The organism is Paracoccus salipaludis, from assembly GCF_002287065.1.
Lineage (GTDB): Bacteria > Pseudomonadota > Alphaproteobacteria > Rhodobacterales > Rhodobacteraceae > Paracoccus > Paracoccus salipaludis.
The window spans coordinates 39,605-55,334 of the sequence record NZ_NSJZ01000010.1 but is presented as its reverse complement, the minus strand read 5'-3'; the positions used below and the strand labels follow the sequence as shown (position 1 = coordinate 55,334).

General features: G+C 69.2%; 11 protein-coding genes. All 11 read right to left on the bottom strand.

All coding sequences use genetic code 11. The features are described from left to right. Positions 1 to 3: 3 nt before the first annotated feature. The 11 genes from CK240_RS11930 to CK240_RS11880 all read right to left on the bottom strand — a co-directional run bounded on the left by CK240_RS11930 (position 4) and on the right by CK240_RS11880 (position 15,725). Positions 4 to 1,500 (bottom strand): phage baseplate assembly protein V, encoded by a 1,497-nt coding sequence (locus CK240_RS11930; RefSeq protein WP_095640573.1) that lies wholly within the window; start codon positions 1,498 to 1,500, stop codon positions 4 to 6. Continuing rightward, positions 1,497 to 2,264 (bottom strand): CIS tube protein, encoded by a 768-nt coding sequence (locus tag CK240_RS11925; protein ID WP_095640572.1) that lies wholly within the window; start codon positions 2,262 to 2,264, stop codon positions 1,497 to 1,499. The genes CK240_RS11930 and CK240_RS11925 overlap by 4 nt, the downstream gene beginning before the upstream one ends. Positions 2,265 to 3,271: 1,007 nt before the next feature. After that, the gene (locus tag CK240_RS11920) at positions 3,272 to 3,727 is read right to left on the bottom strand and encodes a phage tail protein (RefSeq protein ID WP_095640571.1); all 456 of its coding nucleotides are present in this window, start codon (positions 3,725 to 3,727) and stop codon (positions 3,272 to 3,274) included. 18 nt (positions 3,728 to 3,745) lie between these two features. Continuing rightward, a complete protein-coding gene (locus CK240_RS11915) occupies positions 3,746 to 4,912 on the bottom strand; it encodes a phage tail sheath family protein (protein ID WP_095640570.1) in 1,167 nt (388 codons plus the stop codon). 27 nt (positions 4,913 to 4,939) lie between these two features. Further along, positions 4,940 to 5,404 carry a hypothetical protein gene (locus CK240_RS11910; protein WP_095640569.1) on the bottom strand — a complete coding sequence of 155 codons (465 nt, stop codon included), beginning with the start codon at positions 5,402 to 5,404 and terminating at the stop codon, positions 4,940 to 4,942. Between the two features lie 91 nt (positions 5,405 to 5,495). Then, positions 5,496 to 6,185 (bottom strand): hypothetical protein, encoded by a 690-nt coding sequence (locus CK240_RS11905; RefSeq protein ID WP_095640568.1) that lies wholly within the window; start codon positions 6,183 to 6,185, stop codon positions 5,496 to 5,498. A gap of 332 nt (positions 6,186 to 6,517) precedes the next feature. Continuing rightward, positions 6,518 to 8,509, bottom strand: a complete 1,992-nt coding sequence (locus tag CK240_RS11900; RefSeq protein WP_167650037.1) for a response regulator — start codon at positions 8,507 to 8,509, stop codon at positions 6,518 to 6,520. Then, positions 8,506 to 13,800 carry a HAMP domain-containing protein gene (locus CK240_RS11895; protein ID WP_095640566.1) on the bottom strand — a complete coding sequence of 1,765 codons (5,295 nt, stop codon included), beginning with the start codon at positions 13,798 to 13,800 and terminating at the stop codon, positions 8,506 to 8,508. The genes CK240_RS11900 and CK240_RS11895 overlap by 4 nt, the downstream gene beginning before the upstream one ends. A gap of 33 nt (positions 13,801 to 13,833) precedes the next feature. Then, positions 13,834 to 14,199, bottom strand: a complete 366-nt coding sequence (locus CK240_RS11890) for a response regulator (protein ID WP_167650036.1) — start codon at positions 14,197 to 14,199, stop codon at positions 13,834 to 13,836. 314 nt (positions 14,200 to 14,513) lie between these two features. Further along, complete coding sequence (locus tag CK240_RS11885) at positions 14,514 to 14,885, bottom strand: nuclear transport factor 2 family protein (protein ID WP_167650035.1); 372 nt, start codon at positions 14,883 to 14,885, stop codon at positions 14,514 to 14,516. Positions 14,886 to 14,954: 69 nt separating this feature from the next. Next, a complete protein-coding gene (locus tag CK240_RS11880) occupies positions 14,955 to 15,725 on the bottom strand; it encodes a FadR/GntR family transcriptional regulator (RefSeq protein ID WP_095640563.1) in 771 nt (256 codons plus the stop codon). Between the last annotated feature and the right edge of the window lie 5 nt (positions 15,726 to 15,730).

The following is a 15,730-nucleotide window of genomic DNA, read 5'->3' as shown; positions in this document are numbered from 1 at the left end:
GTCCTATTCCCGTTCGAAATTGATCTCCGCCGCCCGGATGGTGATGGTCCGCCGCGGCGCCTCGATGACCAGGTCGGCCGCGGCTGCCAGGCGGACCTGCCCGGGGCCCATCTCCAGAAGGCTTCCCCCCGAGGTCGCGACCTTCAGCGCGCCGCCGCCGCCGGAAAGGTCAAGGATCTGCCCGCCCTCGGTCCGCAGCACGATCCCGTGCGGCTCGCGCCGGGCCTCGGACGGCAGCGCATGGGTCCCGAACAGCCCGCCCAGCACGATGCCGCGGCCCGGGTCGCCCTCGGGGAACAGCACCAGCACGTCGTCGCCCTTCTGCGGCAGCGCCACGATCCCTCGGCGGCGACCCGCGCCCGCCGAAAGGCAGGCCATCCAGCCGGCGTCGAGGCCGCCGAAATCCGGCAGCTCGACCCGGCAGCGGCCCAGCTTCTCGGGGTCGCCGTCGTCGGTGACCCGGCCCACGGCCACAAGCGGGGTGCGCGCGGGCCGGGGCAGGCGCGGGGCCTCGGTCGAGAACTCGGTGACATATCCTTCCGTCGCCGACAGCCGATGCAGCGCGCGGGTGATGACATAGCCGCCCGCAAGCGGCGGCAGCACGCCCTCGATGGTGACGGCGCGTCCGGGCACGAGGTCCGGGTCGCCCTCGGCAAGCCCTTCGGCCACCGCCGCCTCGGCCGCGGCACGGTCAAGCGTGGCCTGCAGCATGGCTTCGGCCTCGGCGTCGGTCCCGAGGTGCCGGTTGAGCAGCATCCGCTCGCCCCCCGGTGGGTCGCCGCCGGGGTCGTGCAGATCGACCACCCGGTCCTGCCGCGCGAGGGACGAGCGGTTGATGCGCGACTTCAGGGACAGGGGATCGCGGCTGTGGATGACACCGCCCGGAAGCCACCTGTCGGCGGCGACGGCGATGTCGCAGGAAAGAAGCGACTGTCCCAGTTCAAGGTGCGTCGCGCCCTCTCCGTCCCCTGCAAGAGACATGAGCAGCAGCAGGTCGCCGCGCACGATCGGGTAAAGCCCCGACTGGCCGCAAAGATCGGCAAGGAAGTCGAGGTCCGTCTGTTCGTGCTGCAGCACCAGCAGGCGCTTGGGCGTGGTCTCGAGGCTGCGGCTGCCAAGGCCGATGTCGGCGGCAAGCTGCGCTGCCACATCCGGCGCCGAGACATCCGCCAGCGCCCGCAGCGTCTGCCGCCGGGCAAGGCGGATCAACGGATCGCGCGCCACCACCCGCAGCGAGCGCCCGGACGCCGAGGATTCCTCGCGCATCCCGGTGATGGCACCCGCGAAGACGGCGCGGCCGTCGATCGCTGCCCGAACGGTCGTGCCGGTGCGCAGGATGTCGGACCAGTCGGGATCGGCAAAGTCCAGTTCCAGCGCCGCCGGGGCGCCGAGCGCCTGCCGCAGCACGGCACAGGACAGCCGGGCCGCCAGCGCCCCGTCCATCTCGGCACCGTCGAGGTCGAGACGCAGGCGGGGCCGCGAGGTGAGGGGGCGGGTCATGGCGCGGCCTCTGCCGTCGGGCCGGCGGTCAGGATCGTCCCCGCTTCGATCCGCAGCGGGTCCTCGATCCCGCTCGCCTCGGCGACGCGCGGCCAGTCCTCGGGATCGCCCGTCAGCCACAGGGCGGCCAGGTAAAGCGGCGTCGAGGGCTGGCCGGAAGGGTCGGCGACCGTCTGGATGGCGTCCGGCATCATCTCGGGCGCCGCCTCGGGCAGGGTTCCCCCGGCCGGCGGCGGGGGGGCCATGGAGGCGCTTTCGCTCTCGGGCACCTGCCGCAGGCGCAGGCTCATCCACGAACGGCCCGGCACGCCGTCGGGGCCGAAGCGCTCGAGCCTTTCGGCGACGACCAGCACCACCACGGGCAGGTTCCAGGCCGTGCCCCAGATGAAGCGGCAGACCGCCGCGCCGCGCCTGTCCCCCGTTCCCGGGGCAGGTTCGGCCAGGTTCAGCAGGGGCCGCGTGAGGTCGCGCACGTCGGGCTCGGTCAGCCGCGGCGGCTCGGGCCCGCCGGCGGGCGCCGCGGCGGGGCGGGGATCGAGGCTCCGGGCCAGTTCCGTGTCGAAGAGCAGGTGCAGTTCCAGTTCCGTCACGCCGCCCCCGGTCGCGATCAGGGGATCGTGGCTTCCCGCAGCGCCCGTCAGTGCGCCGCCCCGGCCGGTCCGCTCGCGCAGGCCCGCGCGGCGCGTAAGCGTCAGGCTTTCGGGATTGAGCAGGCAGGACACGCGCTCGCCCGTGTCCTCGATGAGAAAGGTCACGCGCTCCATCCGCGTCTCTCCTGATCGGGCAGGGGCTCGGCCCAGCGGCCCGTTGCCGGGGGTGCCGGAGGGTCGGGGCGGGCGGGAAGCGCGGGCCAGGGATGCGGAAGCGCGGGCACGGCCTCACTGGCCCGTGCCGGGGAGGATGCCCTGGGCGGAAGGGGGAGCGGAGCGGGGGGCCGGGGCAGCGGCTGCGGGAACCTTGCCTCGGCGGACGGGCCGGGGGCCGGGGGCAGGAGGGGGGGAACCCTTTCCCCCGCCGACCGGGGGGGCGGCGGGGATGGCGGCGGCCACAGGGACCGGTGCCAGGCTTTCGGTTCGGGCAGGGCAAAGGATGCGGGATCGACCGGGTGTTCGCGTTCCGGCTGCAAGACCGGGAAGTCGGCGGTCGGGGCGGCGGCGTCGGTGGAGGCAGTCGCGGGGCTTCGGTCGCGCGGCGGGTCCGGGCGAAAGAGATGGGGCGCTGCATCCCGGTGGAACTCGGCGCGGAACCGCAGCGGCGTGCGCCCGGGCGGCGGCGGGATCGGGGCAGGCGCCGGGGAGGGTGAAGGCGGCAGATCGGCAAGGACGGCGGGCGCGGGCCGGAGAGGAGGACGCCCGTGGAACAAGGCCCGTTCCCGCGCCTCTCCACAGGGGGCGACATGGTCGAAGACCAGCCGCGGTCCTTGAGGCTTCGCCGTGGGCGAGACGATCGGCGGGGCTGGCGGCGGGTCGGAAGAAAGGCCGTCGGGACGACCGCGCCCTTCGGGATGGCCGGAGGGTGTCATGTTCCATGGAGAGTGCGTGGCTAAGGGAGTGCGGCCGGGTGGCCTAGACAGCCGCGCCGCCTGCATCGGACCGGCGGGCTCTCCGCAGGCCGCCACCGCCGCGATCCAGGCCTCGGGCGCTTCGGGGAAGGACCGGCGCAGCCGCAACATCCGCGCCTGCTGCTCGCTTTCCTGCACGTCGAGCAGGCGCGCCACCCGCTGCAGAAGGCGCGAAAGCCGGCGCCGGAGCGGGACCCGCGTGGCCATGGCTCAGACCCGCTCGAGCTGGTCGAAGGAAAGGCGCAGCAGCTCGACCGCCACGTCGCGCCCCAGTGCGTCCAGGGGTGCCCCCTGCCATTCGCAGGGCCAGGCGTTGAAGAGGTTCCAGCGCAGGCTCTCGGTCGTGCCATCCGTTTCCAGCATCATGATGGACACGTTGCGCCGCTCGACCCGGCCCTGGATCGTGCCCTGCATCCAGTTCCACAGCTCGGCGTCCCGGATCAGGCCATATCGCAGCGTCACCTCGGAATAGTCGACCGGCCCCGGCAAGGTTCGCACGATCTGGCCGATGCCGCCCTCGCGGTAGCGGATCGGGTGGACGCGCACGCCAAGGCCGCTGACCTCGGTGAAATGTCCCCGCGCCACGCCCGGAATCTCCAGCCGGAACTGGAAGTTCCGCATCGGGTCGGGTGCCTGGGCGGTCTGGGTGGTTTGTGTTTCCGGCATGGCCAGCTCCTTCGCGGGTCAGGGCAGTTCGGCGCTTGTCTGGCCGATGCGGAAGATCACGAACTCGGCCGGACGGACCGGGGCCAGCCCGACCTCGATGACCACGCGCCCGGCGGCGATCTCGTCGGGGGTGTTGGTCTCGGCGTCGCACTTGACGAAGAAGGCCTGCTCGGGCGTCGCCCCCTGCAGGGCCCCGTCCCGCCAGAGCAGCATGAGGAACGCCCCGACGTCGCGGCGGATACTTTTCCACAGCCGCTCGTCGTTCGGTTCGAACACGACCCACTGGGTGCCGCGGCGGATGCTTTCCTCGACCATGATGAAAAGTCGCCGGACCGGGACATAGCGCCATTCGCTGGCGGCAGGCGCGAGGGTGCGTGCCCCCCACAGCACGATCCCGCGCCCGGTGAACATGCGGAAGGCGTTGACGCCCGCGGGGTTCAGCACGCCCTGCTCGGCATCCGTCAGGCGCTGCGACAGTCCCAGCGCGCCGCGCACGACCATGTTTGCCGGCGCCTTGAAGACGCCGCGCCGCATGTCGCTCAGCGCGAACATTCCCGCCACATGCCCCGAGGGCGGCACCGTGACGAGCTTGGTCGAGTCGAAGGGGTCGCGCACGACGAGATGAGGAAAATAAAGCCCGCCGTAGCCGCGTTCGCTTTCGCGCGAGCGCATGCCGCCGGACCCGTCGCCCTCGCCCTCGTCGCGGTCCCCGGCGGACAGGCTGGCCACGCGGATCAGCAGCGACAGGTTGTGCGCCTCGGCCGGGCCGTCGAGGATGGCGAAACGGGTGCCCAGCTGCTCGCAATGGGTCAGCAGAAGGTCGTGGACGGCGGCATCCGTCTGGCCGGGCGCCGCGATCATCGAGATCTCGTCCACGGCCGACAGCGCGTGCAGTCCTTCCTCGAACCCGCCGCCGGGACCGGTGTTCACCACCCAGGCCCGCTGCCCGCCGTTGAGGAAGAACCCCGCCAGCGCATGCGAGAGAGGGGTCGAGACCCCCGCCTGGCCCCCGAAGATCCGCGTGAAGTCGCGCCAGCTGGTGACGGCGTGAGCCTCGCCCGGTTTGGCGGCAGGGTCGGGCGCAAGCCCAAGGAAGGCCGCGGTGGTGGTGCCCACCTCCTGGATCGGCCGCGCGCCCGTGGACACTTCCTCGATATAAACGCCTGGCGTCAGATACTCGGGCATCTCGGCAATCCTCCCTTGCCCGCTGCGTTACCTTCCTTGACCCGCGGAAAGCCGCGGCACGTCCTGGCTGCTTCTGAGAATGCGTTCCCTGACCGGAAGCGCGGGCGTCATCTCCCGCCGACGCTCGACGGTGAGGACGAGGTGCAGGCAGGGTTCGGAAACGGGGCCATGGCGACTTTGCGCCTCTGCCGGCGCAAGCAGCCGGATCGGGCGGCGCAGTGAGTCGCCGTCCCCCGGAAGGCCCGGGGCGTCGATCGCGGCAAAGGCGATGTCGCAGAGCAGATCGTTCGCCGCGCCCGCATCCGCCAGCCGCACGGTCAGGCGATAGGTCAGGTCGATCCTCAGCGTGCCGGTTCCGAAGGATGCGGCAGGATCGATGGCCACCAGCGCCAGGCTGACGCCTTCGGCCGGGTCATCCCCCGTTCCGCGCAGATGAACCGAAGCACCGCCGGCATGGTGCCTCACCCATTCCATCAGCGCTTCAACGGACATCGGAACGACTCCAGCGAAACAGAAGCTTGCTTTATGTCTATCAGATCCCGGCCTTCATCGCACTGTTAGTTTCACGCGGAAGGCGATTGCCTCAGGTGACGGTGCTGCGGATCGCGCGCAGGACAGAGCCGATCGCGCCGACCAGCAGCACCACCATCCAGATCGTCCCCGCGACCGCCGAGATAAGCGCGCCGAGAACATCGGCGATGGCCGCCACCACCCCCGGAACGAAGCCGATCAGAAGGCCGGTCAGGAAGGTCAGCCCGACCGAAAGCCCCAGCAGCAGGATCAGCCCCTTGTTCTTCAGCAGCCCCGGGGTGGCCACCATGAAAAGCGCGATGCCGATCAGCTTGAAGATCATCAGCAGCGCCAATGTCGCCTGCGCGGCGTCTGCCGGAAAAGCCGCCCATGCGGCCATGTAGACGGCGGTCCCGAAGGGAAATGCCAGCAGCAGCGAGACCATCAGGATCAGCAAGGACAGCGTCGTGAAGATCAGCAGCAGCCCGGCAAGGATGCCGAAGATCGACAGCACGAGGGTCACGAACCCCTGGAGCTTCGCAAGCTGGCCCACAGGGCGGATGATCTCGACCGCCATGAGTGCAAGCGTCCAGGCAAGCGCGAGGTCGATCAGCCCCAGCATGCGGATGCCCCAGCCGGGCGTGCTGTGCGCTTCCACCGCCGCCATCGAACCCAGGGCGAAGCCGAGCGAAAGCTCGCCCAGAACTGCCATGGCGAAGGCAAAAAGCCCGAGGCAGAAGATGCCGATCTTTGTCGCATCCATCCGGTTGCTCCGATCCGACCGCCGGCGATCCTCCTGACGATACCCCCGGTTGATCCTTCCTCCAAGCGAAGCATCCGAGTCTGGCAGGACAGCGCCGGGGCATTTTTCCATCAGCCGGAAGGGCATCCGTCACGGAAAGCCTGTCGGCGCCGGACAAGGCGAACACATGCGCCCGGGCGACCCGCCGCACGGCGCGGGACGGGCAGCGCAGGTCGCGGACTGCCTTGTGCTTCCGCAGCCCTGTTCAGGAACCGGGCGGCAAGCGGGGCCTTCGCCGGTCCTGCCGCCGACAAGGGCTCATCGATCCGGGCGTCGCCGTGTTCGGCGCCGGATCATGCCGGCTTCAGCAGGTTCCCGATTGCTGCCCGAAGCTGAGCGGCGTCGAAGGGCTTGGCCAGCAGAGCCGTTGCGCGGGTCGGCAATTCCTCGGCATCCGCGCGGAACCCCGAAATGAAGAGCACGGGCAGATCATCGCGACGTTCGCGCAGCAGTTCGCAGAGCCGGGGACCGTTCAACTGCCCCGGCATGACGCAGTCAGTCACCAGCAGGTCGATGGACGCGAGATCCAGCGCATCCGCCGCCGCGTCGGCGCTGGCAAAGCCGGTCACCCCGCAGCCCATCTCGTTCAGCATGGCGCAGGTCACGTCGCGCAGCGCGTCATTGTCCTCGACCAAGGCTATCCGCAATCCGGTCAGGTCCGCTGCTGCGGCACGTGGCGCTTCTTCCCGGGAACTCTCGGGGTTCTGCATCGGCGGCAGGTACAGGTGCACGGCGGTGCCAGCGCCCGGCTCGCTTTCGATACGCAGCCCGCCTCCGGACTGGCGCAGGAAGCCGTAGATCGAGCTGAGCCCGAGCCCGGTTCCCTTGTCGGGGCCCTTGGTCGTGAAGAAGGGTTCCAGCGCGCGCGCCTGGGTTTCGGCGTCCATGCCCGTGCCGCTGTCGGCGACCGACAGGCGGATGAAGGGACCGGCTGGCAGGTTCGCCATTGCCGCTTCGCCTGCGTCCAGGTCCACCAGCCGCGCCGAGACGGCCAGGGTGCCGCCTTCCGGCATCGCGTCGCGCGCATTCACCACTAGGTTGACGATGGCCCCTTCGAACTGCGAGGCATCGAGCCACACCGGGGGCAGATCCGCCGGGATGTCCAGCGTGGCGGTGACGGTTTCGCCCAGCACGCGCTCGAACAGGCCGCGAAGGCGGCCCATCTCGGAGGTCACGTCAAGCTCGCGCGGTTGCAGCTTCTGGCGACGGGCAAAGCCCAGAAGACGCTTGGTCAGGTCGGCGCAGCTCTGGGCCGCCTGCAGCGCGAGGCCGAGCCGCCCGCGGCTGCGCTCGTCCAGTTCGGCGGTGGCCTGCACCCGGTCCAGCGAGCCGATGATGACGCCGAGCATGTTGTTGAAGTCATGCGCGACCCCGCCCGACAACTGCCCGATCGCCTCGAGCTTCTGCGCGTGGGTCAGCTGTTCCTCAAGCCGCTTGCGGCCTGTCACATCGGTGATGACGCCCGAGATCATCAGGCCGTCCTCGCCCTCGTCCCCGGCAGCGGCGTGCTCCATCATCCACTGCTCTTCAGAGCCGCACAGGATGCGGTATTCGATCTCGTAGCCTCCGGTGTCGGGCAGCGCGCTTTGCGCCGCCGCCAGCCGCGGGCGATCGTCGGGGTGGACGCGGTCCATCCAGTCCCCGACGGCAAAGTCCAGGTCGTCATGGCCCCCGCACAGCGCCTGGACATTGCCGCCAACGAAGCGGCGGGCATCCTCGCCCGGCTCGATCACGAAAAGGGCCAAGGGCAGGGCGTCCAGCACCAGCGCCTGCGTCATCAGCGTGCGTTCAAGCTCGCGCGCGACCTCGGCCTCGCGCGCGCGCACGGCAAGGTTCTCGGCCATGAGCTTGCGTTCGGCCTCGGCCTTCAGCGCGATCTGGCGGCGCTGTTCATAAAGCTCGGCGAAGACCTGGACCTTGGACCGCAGGATCAGCGGCTCGGCGGGCTTGAGGACGTAATCGACGGCACCGGCGGCATAGCCGCGGAACTGGTGCGAGGTTTCCTTGTCGACGCCGGACAGGAAGATGATCGGCACGTGGCGCGAGCGTTCACGCTGCCGGATCAGTTCGGCGGTTTCGTATCCGTCCATGCCCGGCATCCGCACATCCAGCAGGATCACGGCGAACTCGTGCCGCAGCACGGCGCGCAGGGCCTCGGCGCCGGAGGTCGCGGTGACGACCGGATGGCCGAGGTCGGCCAGCACGGCCTGCGCGGCGATCAGGTTGGCCTCGTCGTCGTCGACGACGAGGATCCGGGCAGGCGCGTCGGCCGCCGCGGCGCTCACGCCAGGGTCCCCGGCGTCGACCCCCGCGGCTTGCGGCGCTTGACCCAGGTGCGCAGCACCGCGATCAGTTCCTCTTTCTCGACAGGCTTGGACAGGTAGTCCGAGGCCCCGGCGTTGAAGCAACGCTCGCGGTCCTCGGCCATCGCCTTGGCCGTCACGGCGATCAGCGGAAGATCACGGAACCGGGCATCTGCGCGGATTCTGCGGATCACCTCGTAGCCGTCCATCTCCGGCATCATGATGTCGACCAGAACGGCCGCAAGCTCGGGTTGCGCGTTCAGCAGGGCCAGCCCCGCCGCGCCGCTTTCGGCGCTCACGACCTCGATGCCGTGATCCTCGAGCAGGGCGGTCATCGAGAAGATGTTGCGGATGTCGTCGTCGATCACCGCGACCCGCTGGCCGTCGAGCAGCTCGTCGCGCGTCCGCACGGCGGTGATGGCCGCGCGCAGCGCCTCGGGAAGGCTGTCCCAGCGCAGCTTGAGGGTCGCCACGAGCCTGTCGAGCAGCTGACCCTCGCCCCCGGCGTCCGTGCGGATCACCAGCTCGGCCCCCGCACGCGCAAGTGCCGCCGCCGCTTCGGCGCCCGGCGCCGCGTCAAGGCCCACCATGACCGGCAGCGGCTCGCGCCGTCCGGCCAGCGCCGCCAGAAGCTCGCAGACGGCCTTGTCGGCGGTCGGCGCGACGATCAGGACGGCATCGGCGGGCGACTGAAGAGCGGCCGCCGCCTTGCCGGGCGTGACCTCGTCCACCACCAGCCCGTCGACCGCCTCGAGCAGGGCGCGCAGTTCGGCGGTCAGGCGGGCGTTGGGGCGGACCAGAACCACTCTCCAGCTGCGCCGGGTGGCCTGCGCCTTGAGGTTGTCGAAGACCTCGATCAGCCGTTCCCGGCTGACGGGCTTGCCGGAATATTCGATGCCGCGACCCCGCAGCCGTTCCTCGTCATCGACAACCGAGATGAGATGGACGGGCAGGTGCCGCATCTCGCGATCGGTGGTGATGCGGTCGACAAGCGCCCAGCCGTCCACGTCCGGCAACTGGATGTCGAGGCTGACCGCGTCGGGCCGCTGGTGGCGGATCACCGAGGGCAATTCGCGCCCGCGTCCGATGATGAGGCCGGCGAAGCCGCGTTCGGTCGCGATATCCTGAAGGATGCCGGCAAAGACCGGGTCGTCCTCGACGATGGCCACCAGCGGACGACCGCCGTTGCGGCGCGGAGAGGCGCCGAGCGGGGCAGGAACCGCGGAAGCCGGGCCGCCGATCCGTCCGGCATCGGACGAAATCTCGGCGGAAGACCCGTTTCCAGTGCCCGAACCGGACGGCGCATCGGCTTCGGTCCGCACGAGATACGAGGCCGCTTCGGGCGCGGCGGTTTGCGCAGGCCGGGACGCAGAAGCAGAGGGGGCGGGCAGGGACACCGGGGCGGCCGGCCAGGGCAGGATCTCGTCTGCTTCGGGTTCGGCCAGGCCGTTCTCGAGCGGCAGATACAGCGTGAAACGGCTGCCTTTGCCTTGCGTCGATTCCAGCCTGATCTCGCCGCCCAGAAGCGTCGCCAGTTCGCGGCTGATCGAAAGGCCAAGCCCGGTGCCGCCGTAGCGGCGCGAGGTGGTGCCGTCGGCCTGCTGGAACGCCTCGAAGATCACCTGCTGCTGGGCCGGTGCGACACCGATCCCGGTGTCGGTCACGGTGATCGCCACCCGGCGGGTCGCCGCGGCCAGGCGCGCATTGCGGAAGCTCTGGCCGGGCGGCACCATCGCCACATCCATCCGCACGCTGCCGCGTTCGGTGAACTTGAGCGCGTTCGACAGCAGGTTCTTGACGACCTGCTGCAGGCGCATGCTGTCGGTCGTCATGGCGGCCGGCAGGTCCGGGGCCAGGTCGATCGTGAAATCCAGGCCCTTCTGTTCGGCCATGGCGCGGAACTGGCGATCCATCGCCTGGGCAAAGTCGCCGAAGCGCATGGATTCGAGGTTCAGCACGACCGTGCCGCTCTCGATTTTGGAAAGATCTAGGATGTCGTTGATCATCCGCAGCAGGTCGTCGCCCGCCGCGTGAATGGTCGATGCCTGCTCGATCTGCTTCTCGGACAGGTTGCCGCGGCTGTTCTCGGCCAGAAGCTTCGACAGGATCAGCAGGCTGTTCAGCGGCGTCCTCAGCTCGTGGCTCATGTTGGCCAGGAACTCGGACTTGTATTTCGAGGTCAGCGCAAGCTGCTCGGCCTTTTCCTCAAGCTCCTCGTTCTTGACGCGCAGCGCCTCCTGCTGCTGGCGCAGCATCTCCTCGCTTTCGCGCATCCGGGTCGCCTGCTCCTCGAGCCGCCCGTTCGACGACCGCAGCTCGTCCTGCTGGCTTTGCAGTTCCGAGGCGAGGATCTGCGACTGGCTCAGCAGCGTCTCGGTCCGCATCGAGGCGCTGATCCCGTTCAGCACGACCCCGATCGATTCCACCAGCTGGTCGAGGAAGGCGACGTGCGTTTCGGTGAAGCGGTTGAACGAGGCGAGCTCGATGATCGCAAGCACCCGTTCCTCGAACAGCACCGGCAGCGCGACGATGTTGAGCGGCGCGGCCTCGCCCAGGCCCGAGCGGATGCGGACATAGTCGCCGGGCACGTTGGTCAGCAGGATGCGCTCGCGCTCGACGGCGCATTGACCGATCAGCCCTTCGCGCGGACGGATGCGGCTGGCCAGGAACTTGCGCTCCGTCATGGCGTAGGTCGCGGCGAGTTCGAAGACGGCGCCATCGCTGTCCTCGTGGGCCAGCCAGATCGCCCCGTGCTGGACGTTGATCAGCGGGGCAAGACCGGACAGCAGGACGTTGCAGACGGTTTCCAGGTCGCGCTGGCCCTGCATCAGGCGGGTGAAGCGCGTCAGGTTCGTCTTCAGCCAGTCCTGCTCGCGGTTGACCTCTGTGGTGTCGCGCAGATTGGTGATCATCCGGTTGATGTCGTTCTTCAGGGCGTCCACCTCGCCCTTGGCCTCGACCGAGATCGAGCGCGTGAGGTCGCCCTCAGCCACGGCGGTCGCCACCTCGGCGATGGCGCGCACCTGGGTGGTGAGGTTGGCGGCCAGCTGGTTGACGTTGTCCGTCAGGTCGCGCCACAGGCCCGAGGCGCCCGGAACGCGCGCCTGTCCGCCCAGCTTGCCCTCGATGCCGACCTCGCGGGCGACGTCCGTGACCTGGTCGCCGAAGGTCGCAAGCGTGTCGATCATCTCGTTGATGGTTTCGGCCAACTCGGCGATCTCGCCCTTGACGTCCAGCGTCAGCTTCCGCTTCAGGTCCCCGTTCGCCACCGCCGTGACCACGCGGGCGATGCCGCGCACCTGGTTGGTCAGGTTGTCGGCCATCAGGTTGACGTTGTTGGTGAGGTCGGCCCAGGTCCCGGCCACCCCCGGCACCTGCGCCTGCCCGCCCAGCTTGCCCTGCGTGCCGACCTCGCGGGCGACCCGCGTGACTTCGGACGCAAAGGCGTTCAGCTGGTCCACCATCGTGTTGATGGTGTTCTTCAGCGCCAGGATCTCGCCCTTGGCATCGACGGTGATCTTCTTGGACAGGTCGCCCCGCGCCACGGCCGTCGTGACCTCGGCGATGTTGCGGACCTGTTCGGTCAGGTTCGAGGCCAGCCCGTTCACGTTCTCGGTCAGGTCGCGCCAGGTGCCCTCGACACCCTCGACGCGGGCCTCGCCGCCCAGCTTGCCCTCGGTGCCCACGTCGCGGGCGACGCGCGTCACCTCGAAGGCGAAGCGGTTGAGCCGGTCCACCATCGTGTTGATGGTTTCCTTCAGTTCCTGCATCTCGCCCTGGACCTGGACGGTGATCTTCTTGGACAGGTCGCCGCGGGCAACGGCCGTCGTCACCTCGGCGATGTTGCGGACCTGGCCGGTCAGGTTCTCGGCCATCTGGTTCACGCGGCCGGTCAGGTCCGCCCAGGTGCCGGCGACGCCCTCGACCCGCGCCTGGCCGCCCAGCCGCCCCTCGGTGCCGACCTCGCGGGCGACCCGCGTCACCTCGGAGGCAAAGGCGGAAAGCTGGTCCACCATCGTGTTGATGGTGTTCTTCAGCTCGGCGATCTCGCCCTTGGCGTCGACGGCAATCTTCTTGGACAGATCGCCCCGCGCGACGGCGGTCGTGACCTCGGCGATCTCGCGGACCTGGTTGGTCAGATTGGTGGCCAGTCCGTTCACGCTCTGGGTCAGCCGGCGCCAGGTGCCCGCGACCCCCTCGACCTCGGCCTGGCCGCCCAGGATGCCCTCGGTGCCGACCTCGCGGGCGACCCGCGTCACCTCGGACGCGAAGGACGACAGCTGCTCGACCATCGTGTTGATGACCTGCTTGATCTGCAGGATCTCGCCCTGGGCATCGACGGTGATCTGCTGGGTCAGGTCGCCCGAGGCGATGGCGGTCGCGACCTTGGACACGTCGCGCAACTGGATGGTCAGGTTGCCCGCCATGCCGTTGACGCTGTCGGTCAGGTCGCGCCAGGTGCCGGCGACGCCCTCGACGCGCGCCTGCCCGCCCAGCTTGCCCTCGGTGCCGACCTCGCGCGCGACGCGCGTCACCTCGGAGGCGAAGGCGTTCAGCTGATCGACCATGGTGTTGACCGTGTTCTTCAGCGCCAGCAGCTCGCCTTGGACGTCCACCGTGATCTTCTTGGACAGGTCGCCCCGCGCGACCGCGGTCGTGACATCGGCGATGTTGCGCAGCTGCCCCGTCAGGTTCGAGGCCATGGCGTTCACGTTGTCGGTCAGGTCGCGCCAGGTCCCGGCGACGCCCTCGACCCGCGCCTGCCCGCCCAGCTTGCCCTCGGTGCCGACCTCGCGGGCGACCCGGCTCACCTCCGAGGCGAAGGACTTCAGCCGGTCCACCATCGTGTTGATGGCGTCGGCCGTCTGCAGCAGGTCACCCCTCAGCGGCCGCCCGCCGAACTCCAGCGGGACGGACTGCGACAGGTCGCCCTCGGCCACGGCGCGGACGACGCGGGTGATCCCTTCCCCGTGCAGCATGCTGCCTTGGATGAGGCCGTTGACCGAATCGACGGCCTCGCGCCACCCGCCCGTGGCGCCCTCCAGATGGATCCGCTCGTTCGTCTGGCCTTCCTGGACAACCGCGTGCTGCAGCCGTGCGAGTTCGCCGACGAGGGCGCGATTCTGGTCGGCCAGCATGTTGTAGGCTTCGGCAAGCGGCGCGTCGTCGCCATCCTCGAGCAGCGTGATCGAGAAATCGCCGCGGGCGAGCGCACGCAACGCCGCGGTCAGGGCAACGGGGGTGCCGTCGGTCTGGGTCAGGTTCTGGGGCATGGTTGTCTTGGTGTCCGGCGTCTGGTCGGGGCTTCAGGCAGCGTTGCGCAGGCGGGCGGCGCGGTGCAGCACGGCCGTCAATTCGTCGGGCATGCAGGGCTTTTCCACCACCGCGACCGGCTTCAGCGCGGCAACGGCCGGATCGTGGACAAGGCCGCTGTCGCCGGAGATGAAGATGATCGAGATATCCTGACCGCGAACCAAGGTCTCGGCCGCGGACACGCCCGTGGACCCGCCCTTCAGGTTGGCATCCATGAGCGCGATGTCGGGTCGGTGCTGCTGCGCCATTTCCACCGCCTCGGACGCGGTGCGAGCGACGCCCACGACCTCGAAACCGGCGTCCTCGACCAGATCTGAGAGAAACATCGAGACGAGGACCTCATCCTCGGCGATCAGCACGCGAAGCTTGGCAGACGTGGACATGCGGTTCTTTCAGCAGAGGAGAGGTTGCACCGCGGCGGAGGGTATTGCACGCCGCACCTGGCCGCAATCATTCCCCTGCGGCGGTCCGGCGGGACAGGCGTCGGCAATCCTTTTGACATGCCGGAATTTTCTTCGGACGGCCTGTCAGCGGTGATGCTGTCCGCGACCTTGCAAGCGTCGCAAGGAAAGCCGACTGCCTTGCCCGGATCTCCTGTTCGGGCGGGACCCGGACGGAAAGGTTGCCGAGGGCAGGGGAACCCGCAGGATCAGGTCGATCCGGACTCGGGCGGTCACGACCTGATCGGCGTCGGCGCAAAGGCGAGGAACTTCCATTCGCCTTCCTTCCTGGCCCAGACCACCGTTGCCACGTTGTCGATGATGCGGTCTGTCCCGGCCACGGTGGCGCGCGACCACATGGCGCCCGTGACTATCAGGACATCTCCCCTTCTTGAGACCTGATCCACCGTGTTGCGAAGCTCGTGATACACGAAGCCGCCGCGGCGGAACTTGTCGATGAACTCGGCCTTGCTGTCACGATTGCCGAAGGAATGCGTATAGACGAGCTCGTCGTCGAACATCCTTTCCAGGGCGTCTGCGTCTCCGGCCTGCATGGCCTCTGTCCGGCGCGCTTCCAGGCTCTGCGCGAGCTCAAGGTCGGTCACTGGCATTCTCCTTGTCGTTGCTCAGGTGCGAAGGTTCCGGCGATCCCGCCGAAGAAGGGAAGCCGGACCCTAGGACCGGCTGAGCAGATCCGAGTTGAACGATGCGTCCAGCCGGCGCATGAAGCTTTCGGCGCAGCACATGTGGTTGCGCATGACCTCGGCCGCGGCCTCGGCGTCCCCGGCGCGAAAGGCCTTGAGCAGGTCCTTGTGGCTTTCGATGTTGTGGCTGCCGAACAGTTCGTGTTCGCGCATGCTGTCGGACCGATAGCTGACCAGGTCGCGCAGCATGCTGTTCAGGAAGCGGCACATCAGCACAAGGATCACGTTGTCCGATGCCTCGCAGAGGATGTCGTGGAACTCGGTTTCCGCCTTGCGGACCAGGGCGCGGTCGCGTGCGCTGTTCGCCTGCTCGCACAGACGGACATTCTCCTCGAGCCGGCGAAGGTGATCCTCGGTCAGCTTGCCGATGACGTTGCGCGCCAGGATGACCTCCAGCGAGGTGCGCAGTTCGTAGACCTGGCCGAAGTCGATCTTCTGGAAATGCAGATACTGCCGCAACTGCTGGGTCATCACGTCGATCGAGGCGTCCTGGATCTCGGGCCCGCCGTTCGGCCCCGACACCATGCGCACGAGTCCCTCGACCTCAAGCGCCTTCAGGGCCTCGCGGATGGTGCCCTTCGAGCAGCCGTAATGGTCCATCAGGGCGCGTTCATGGGGCAGGCGGTCGCCGGGGCGCAGGCGGTCGCGCGCGATCCGGCGGCGGATGTCCTCGGCCACCTGGTCCGACAGCTTGATGCGCGCCAGCCTGCGTTCCCTGGCCCGGGGTGCGTCCTGATCCATCGATG

Bases quoted from the DNA above. Each gene is read 5' to 3' on its own strand.
- CK240_RS11930 (WP_095640573.1), bottom strand. From the start codon at position 1,500: ATGACCCGCCCCCTCACCTCGCGGCCCCGCCTGCGTCTCGACCTCGAC.
- CK240_RS11925 (WP_095640572.1), bottom strand. From the start codon at position 2,264: ATGGAGCGCGTGACCTTTCTCATCGAGGACACGGGCGAGCGCGTGTCC.
- CK240_RS11920 (WP_095640571.1), bottom strand. From the start codon at position 3,727: ATGCCGGAAACACAAACCACCCAGACCGCCCAGGCACCCGACCCGATG.
- CK240_RS11915 (WP_095640570.1), bottom strand. From the start codon at position 4,912: ATGCCCGAGTATCTGACGCCAGGCGTTTATATCGAGGAAGTGTCCACG.
- CK240_RS11910 (WP_095640569.1), bottom strand. From the start codon at position 5,404: ATGTCCGTTGAAGCGCTGATGGAATGGGTGAGGCACCATGCCGGCGGT.
- CK240_RS11905 (WP_095640568.1), bottom strand. From the start codon at position 6,185: ATGGATGCGACAAAGATCGGCATCTTCTGCCTCGGGCTTTTTGCCTTC.
- CK240_RS11895 (WP_095640566.1), bottom strand. From the start codon at position 13,800: ATGCCCCAGAACCTGACCCAGACCGACGGCACCCCCGTTGCCCTGACC.
- CK240_RS11880 (WP_095640563.1), bottom strand. From the start codon at position 15,725: ATGGATCAGGACGCACCCCGGGCCAGGGAACGCAGGCTGGCGCGCATC.